The 7,050-nt window shown below is 62.5% G+C and carries 4 protein-coding genes; 3 read left to right on the forward strand and 1 reads right to left on the reverse strand.

From position 1 onward, the window contains the following. Nucleotides 1-34 precede the first annotated feature (34 nt). The gene (locus tag NKI69_RS24540) at nt 35-2,062 is read left to right on the forward strand and encodes an aldo/keto reductase (RefSeq protein ID WP_352722675.1); all 2,028 of its coding nucleotides are present in this window, start codon (nt 35-37) and stop codon (nt 2,060-2,062) included. A gap of 27 nt (nt 2,063-2,089) precedes the next feature. Here the strand turns inward: NKI69_RS24540 and NKI69_RS24545 are convergent, their stop codons facing one another. Next, entirely contained in the window at nt 2,090-2,998 is a 909-nt protein-coding gene (locus tag NKI69_RS24545) for an AraC family transcriptional regulator (protein ID WP_352722676.1), read from the reverse strand. 213 nt (nt 2,999-3,211) lie between these two features. Here NKI69_RS24545 and NKI69_RS24550 point away from each other — a divergent pair, with 213 nt between their 5' ends. Together NKI69_RS24550 and NKI69_RS24555 are read left to right on the forward strand one after the other, a co-directional pair. Next, entirely contained in the window at nt 3,212-4,678 is a 1,467-nt protein-coding gene (locus NKI69_RS24550; RefSeq protein ID WP_352722677.1) for an alpha-glucosidase/alpha-galactosidase, read from the forward strand. A 132-nt stretch (nt 4,679-4,810) separates the two neighbouring features. Next, on the forward strand, nt 4,811-6,895 hold the full coding sequence (locus NKI69_RS24555; RefSeq protein ID WP_352722678.1) for an ABC transporter substrate-binding protein: 2,085 nt from the start codon (nt 4,811-4,813) through the stop codon (nt 6,893-6,895). Nucleotides 6,896-7,050: the final 155 nt, after the last annotated feature.

The following is a 7,050-nucleotide window of genomic DNA, read 5'->3' on the forward strand; positions in this document are numbered from 1 at the left end:
CGGCCGCCGTTTCCAGCCTTCAAGGAGAATGACAATGACCGCAACCACGCCCATTCGCTGGGGCATCCTCGGACCGGGCAGCATCGCCCAGTCCTTTGCCGGTGGCGTGGCCGATTCGCGCACCGGAAAGCTGGTCGCCATCGGTGCCCGCAATCCCGCCAAGCCTGGCCTCGCCGAGAGTTTCCCCGGCGCCCGCATCCTCGATGGCTACGATGCGCTGCTTGCCGATCCCGAAATCGATGCCGTCTACATTTCGATACCGCATCCCGGCCATGCGCAATGGGCGATCAAGGCCGCCGAGGCAGGAAAGCATGTGCTGTGCGAAAAGCCGCTGGCGCTGACCGCCTTCGAGGCCGACGCCATGATGCATGCCGCGCGCAAGGCCGGCACGTTTCTCGGCGAAGCCTTCATGTACCGGCTGCATCCGCAGACGCTGAAGCTGGTGGAACTGATCAGATCGGGCGTCATCGGCGAGATCAGAATGATCAAGTCGAGCTTTGGTTTTGCGATGCCGCGCTTCATGCCGGAGCACCGGCTCTACGCCAACGATCTCGCCGGCGGCGGCATTCTTGACGTCGGCGGCTATCCCGTCTCGATGGTGCGGTTGATTGCCGGCGCCGCGGCCGGAAAACCCTTCGCCGAGCCTGACAAGGTGGTCGGTACTGCCCATCTTGGCCAGTCCGGCGTCGACGAATGGGCCTCGGCGCTGCTGCATTTCCCGGGTGGCATTGTCGCCGAGGTCTCCTGCAGCATCTCGCTCAACCAGGACAATGTCTTGCGCATCCTGGGTACCAAGGGACGCATCGAGGTGCCGGACTTCTGGTTCGCCGGCGGCAACCGCGACGTTGGCCTCGGCCGGATCGACATCATTGCATCCGATGGCACGCGCGAGACCATCAGCGTCAACGAGAAGCGCCATGTCTATTCCTTCGAGGTCGACGCAGCCGGTGAGGCCATCCGCGCCGGCGGCCAAGAATTCGCCTGGCCTGGCATGGCATGGGCGGAAAGCCTCGGCACCTTGCGTGTACTGGACAAATGGCGGGCGGCCGCCGGCCTCGAATACGGGATCGAGAAGGCCGAGCAGCGTACCAATACCATCTCCGGCCGGCCTTTGCGGTCCGGCGGCACGGCGATCGCCAAGCGCACCATTCCTGGCCTGTCGAAGCCGGCATCGGTGGTGGCGCTCGGCTTCGAGGATTTCCGTACCTTTTCCTCAGGCTCGATCCTGCTCGATGCCTTTTTCGAGGCCGGCGGCAATCTTTTCGATACCGGCTATGTCTATGGCGGCGGCTATACCGAGAAGCTGCTCGGCGAGTGGTTGAAAAGCCGTGGCGTGCGCGCGCAATCGGTGGTCATCGCCAAGGGCGCGCATTCACCGCTCTGCTATCCCGATGTGATCGGCAAGCAGCTCGACCAGTCGCTCGAACGCCTGCAGACCGACCATGTCGATGTCTACTTCATGCACCGCGACAATCCGGATGTGCCGGTCGGCGAATTCGTCGATGCGATGGATCGTGAGGTCAAGGCCGGCCGCATCCGCGGCCCGTTCGGCGGCTCGAACTGGACGATGGAACGCATGGATGAGGCGATTGCCTATGCCGAACGCACCGGCAAGCAAAAGCCCGGCGCGCTGTCCAACAATTTCTCGCTGGCTGAAATGCTGGAGCCGATCTGGGCAGGCTGCGTGACGTCCTCCACGGATGCATGGAAGGCCTGGCTGACATCCAGGCAGATGCCGAATTTCGCCTGGTCGAGCCAGGGGCGCGGCTTCTTCACCGATCGCGCAGGTCGGGACAAGCAAGACAATGAGGAGCTGGTGCGGGTCTGGTACTCCGAGCGGAATTTCGGCCGCCGCGACCGGGCGATCGAACTTGCCGCGAGACTGGGCAAGAGCCCGATCCATATTGCGCTGGCCTATGTGCTCGCTCAGCCCTTCCCATCCATCCCGCTGATCGGGCCACGCACGCTGGATGAGTTGGACGACAGCCTGCGCGCTCTCGACATCACGCTTTCGCAAGCCGATCTCGAATGGCTGGATGGCGGCAGTCTGCGCGCTGCCTAGCTGACTGCCGGCTTAACGGTCGCGGCGTCAGGTCTCGTCATCAGGCGCCCTGACGCCACGCCTGGCCGGAGTCCGCAAATTGGCGTACATGCCTGTGGTGCGGAATTGGCTCGGCGTGATGCCGTAGCAGCGGCGGAAGACCTTCGAAAAATAGTTCGCGTCCTCGAAGCCGCACAGGATGGCGACCTCCTTCACCGGCAGGAAATCCGCCTTGGTCAGCAGCTTCGCCGCGCGTTGCAGGCGCTGCTGCAGCACGAACTCGGCAGGCGGCAGGCCTTCGCTCTCGGCGAAACAGCGTGAGAAATGGGCCCGGCTGAGGCCGCTGATCTGGACCAGATCCGCCACCGGCAGCGACTTGTCGAGATTGGCACCGATGTGATCGATGACCGGCTGCATGACGCTCTGTTTTTCGGCAAAGGCATGGGAGCCGAAGACATCGTCATAGAGCGCCATCGCAGCCTCGTAGGCTATCGCCGAAGCAGCGCCCGGCGAAGCGGCGCCTTTGATCAGGCGCAGGCTGCAATCGGCAAGATGATCGATCGTCGCCGGCTGCAGCCGAAACACCGGACCCGAGACGCTGAGGATCGACTTGTGGATGCGCAGCGCCTCCTCGCCGTTCATCGAAATCCAGAAATACTCCCAGCGCTCGTCTCCAGCCAGCCAGTAGCGGTGGTTGTGCGGCACCAGCACCAGCAATGTGTCGTTCTTCTGCAGGCGGTAGTTGCGGTTTTCGTAGCGCAGCCGGCCGGCTCCGCTGATCGTGTGCTGGAGCACGGTGAACGGTGTCTGGCCGCGCTTGCGGCCGTCCCAATCGTAGGTCTCGTCCTCGCGCACTTCATAGCCTGTGCTCGTCGGCATGGCGTGCAGGCGCTGGCGGCCGCGCGGCAGCGAGATCGTGCGCATGGACTGTCCGTTCGTTATTAAATCATGCAGCACAAAATTACCCTCGAAAGCATAATCCTTCTCTGGTCGCGCTCGCGAATAAGCGCATAATCCCCGTCGAAAAGCGAGACAGATCCGCAGTCGAGGAGCGGACAGGAGGTTGGCGAGCCGGATTCCGGCTTGTCGTGCATACATGTCGCGGCATGTGGCTACAGCTTCCCATTGTCATTCCTTGCCTGCAATTCGAAGTGGAGTGAGGTGCGGCTGATGAGTTTCAAAATAGCTATCATCGGTGCCGGCAGCGTCGGCTTCACCAAGAAATTGTTCACCGACATCCTGTGCGTGCCCGAATTCAAGGATATCGAATTCGCGCTGACCGATGTCAGCGAGCACAACCTTCAGATGATCAAGGCGATCCTCGACAGGATCGTCGAGGCAAACAGATTGCCGACCAGGGTGACGGCGACGACCGACCGCCGCAAGGCGCTCGAAGGCGCTCGCTACGTCATCAGCTGCGTGCGGGTCGGCGGTCTCGAAGCCTATGCCGACGACATCCGCATTCCGCTGAAATATGGCATCGACCAGTGCGTCGGCGATACGATTTGCGCCGGCGGCATTCTCTATGGACAGCGCAACATCCCGGTGATCCTGGATTTCTGCAAGGACATGCGCGAGGTCGCCGAGACGAACGTCAAGTTCCTGAACTACGCCAACCCGATGGCGATGAACACCTGGGCGGCGATCGAATACGGCAAGGTCGACACTGTTGGGCTCTGCCACGGCGTCCAGCACGGCGCCGAGCAGATCGCCGAGGTGCTTGGCGCCAAGTCCACGCAGGAGCTCGACTATGTCTGTTCCGGCATCAACCACCAGACCTGGTTCATCGGCCTGCGCCTGAACGGCCGCTCCATCGGCAAGGACGAACTGGTGGCTGCCTTCGAGGCGCATCCCGTCTATTCCAGGCAGGAGAAACTGCGCATCGATGTCCTGAAGCGCTTCGGCGTCTATTCGACCGAAAGCAACGGCCATCTTTCCGAATATCTGCCCTGGTACCGCAAACGTCCCGACGAGATCACGCGCTGGATCGATATGTCCGACTGGATCCATGGCGAGACTGGCGGCTATCTCCGTTACTCCACCGAAACCCGCAACTGGTTCGAGACGGAATATCCGCAGTTCCTCGAAGCGGCGTCCAAGCCGATCGACCGGGAGAAGCGCTCCAACGAGCATGCCAGCCACATATTGGAGGCGCTGGAGACCAACCGGGTCTATCGCGGCCACTTCAACGTCAAGAACAATGGCGTGATTACCAACCTGCCGCAGGACGCCATCATCGAGTCGCCGGGCTTCGTCGACCGTTTTGGCATCAACATGGCCGCCGGCATCACGTTGCCGGAAGCCTGCGCCGCCACCTGCATCGCTTCGATCAACGTCCAGCGCATGTCGGTGCATGCCGCGATATCAGGCGACATCGATCTTCTGAAGCTCGCCGTGCTGCATGACCCATTGGTCGGCGCGGTTTCGACGCCGGAGGAGGTCTGGCAGATGGTCGACGAAATGGTCGTCGCCCAGGCAGCCTGGCTGCCGCAATATGCCCATGCGGTTCCGGCCGCCAGGGAGCGGCTGTCGACATCTCAGGTGAAGACCCGCGAGTGGGCGGGCGCCGCACGGCGCAGCGTTCGCTCGATCGAGGAATTGCGCGCCGAAAAAGCCGCGCTGAAGCAAGCCGGCTGAGGCGGGCCGGCTGAAAATTCATGCGGTGATGGTGGATCCATGGGAGGCGGATTCATTGCCACGAAGCCGTTTGAATTCGAGGAGAGGCGGAGCGGGTGCAAACGCTCCGGACAAACAAGAGGGAGAGAGACCGTGAGGAATTTACGCAATATCGGCCTTGCTGCCGGACTGACGCTGAGCGTCTCGGTCTCGGCACTCAGTGCTTACGCTTCCGAGCCGACGGTTCCGCCGGAACCGACACCGTTTCCCGCCGAGGGCAAGATCAACTATGTCGCGCGAGACTCGATCCTGGAGTTCAAGGCGCTTCCCGAATATCACGAGCCCGACTGGGTCACCGAGAAATACGTCAAGACCGGCAAGCTGCCGCCGGTGAAAGACAGGCTGCCGAAAGATCCGCTGGTCTACAAGACGGGCAACATGCAGGACGGCATCGGCGTCTATGGCGATACGATGCGCCACGTCATCGGCGGGCGGCCGGAAGGCTGGAACTACGGCGCCGGTCAGACGCAAGGCTGGGGCGGCATCGACATCGGCCTCTCCGAATGCCTGACGCGCACCGCCCCGATGTTCCAGGTCGAGGCCAAGGACACCGAGCCGCTGCCGAACCTGGCCAGGAGCTGGGATTGGTCGAGCGATGGCCACAGGCTGACCATGCACCTCATCGAAGGAGCGAAGTGGTCGGACGGCGTGCCCTTCAATGCCGACGACGTCATGTTCTACTGGGACGACGAGGTGGTCGATCCTAACGTCTCGCCGCTGAACGGTGCGACGCCGGAAACCTTCGGCGTCGGCACGACGCTGAAGAAGATCGACGACTACACCGTCGAATGGACCTTCAAGGATGCCTTCCCGAAGCAGTACCTGTACGCCATGGCCTACGGCACCTTCTGTCCGGGCCCCGCGCACATCCTGAAGCCGCAGCATCCGAAATACTCGAAGAATACCTATGATCAGTTCAAAAATGCCTTCCCGCCGGAATTCATGAACATGCCGGTGATGGGTGGCTGGGTGCCGGTCGAATACCGGCCGGACGACATCATCGTCATGCGCCGCAATCCCTATTACTGGAAGGTCGACGAAAAGGGCAATCAACTGCCCTATCTCAACGAACTGCACTACAAGCTGTCGACCTGGGCCGACCGCGATGTCCAGGCGGTGGCCGGCGCGGCCGATTTTTCCAATTTGGAGCAGCCGGAAAACTTCGTCGCCTCGCTGAAGCGTGCGGCAGAGGCGAACGCGCCGGCCCGTCTTGCTTTCGGCCCGCGGCTCATCGGCTACAATCTGCGCTTTAATTTTTCTGCCAATGGCTGGGGCAATCCGGACGAACGCGGCCAGGCGATCCGCGAGTTGAACCGCAACGAGGATTTCCGCAAGGCCGTCACCATGGCGCTCGACCGCAAGGCGCTCGGCGACTCGCTGGTCAAGGGACCGTTCACCGCCATCTATCCCGGCGGCCTGTCGTCAGGAACCAGCTTCTACGACCGCGCTTCGACGGTCTACTACCCCTTCGACCTCGAGGGCGCCAAGGCCGAACTCGCCAAGGCCGGCCTCACGGATACGGACGGCGACGGCTTCGTGAATTTCCCTTCCGGCACCGCCGGCGGCAAGAATGTCGAGATCGTGATGCTGGTCAACAACGACTACACGACCGACAAGAGCCTTGCCGAAGGCGTCGTCGCCCAGATGGAAAAGCTCGGGCTTCGGGTCGTGCTCAACGGCCTCAACGGGACCCAACGCGACGCTTCGCAATATTCCGGCCGCTTCGATTGGCTGGTCCGTCGCAACGAACAGGAACTGACGTCGGTGGTGCAGAACACCGTGCAGCTTGCCCCGGTCGGTCCGCGCACCAGCTGGGACCATCGTGCGCCGGAGAACGGCGAGGTCGATGTGATGCCGTTCGAAAAGGACCTCGTCGACATCGTCAACAAGTTCGTCTCCACCCAGGACAATGACCAGCGCGCCAGCCTGATGAAACAATTCCAGAAGATCTCGACGGAGCACGTCTACAATGTCGGCCTGACGGAGTATCCCGGCGCGCTGATCGTCAACAAGCGTTTCTCGAACATCCCACAGGGCACGCCGATCTTCATGTTCAACTGGGCCGAGGATTCGATCATCCGCGAACGGGTCTTTGTCGCGGCCGACAAGCAGGCGAAATACGAATTGTTCCCGCAAGAACTGCCCGGCAAACCCGGAGAGAAGGGGCCGATGAATTAGGTTTACCTCCCTGACTGAGAGACCTGCCGCCCCCCGGGGGGGGGGCGGCGGGCCGCCCCACCCACGCCCCCCCCCCCGCCCCCCCCGCGGCGCGGATGTAAAAAACACCCGCCCCGCCCCCAGCAGCGGGACGGGGGGGGGGGGGGGGGGGTGGG

It is taken from the genome of Mesorhizobium sp. M0491, assembly GCF_040321265.1.
In the GTDB taxonomy this organism is placed as follows: Bacteria; Pseudomonadota; Alphaproteobacteria; order Rhizobiales; family Rhizobiaceae; genus Mesorhizobium.

Excerpts from the sequence above, each read along its gene's own strand:
- NKI69_RS24540 (WP_352722675.1), top strand. The coding sequence starts at position 35 with ATGACCGCAACCACGCCCATTCGCTGGGGCATCCTCGGACCGGGCAGC.
- NKI69_RS24550 (WP_352722677.1), top strand. The coding sequence starts at position 3,212 with ATGAGTTTCAAAATAGCTATCATCGGTGCCGGCAGCGTCGGCTTCACC.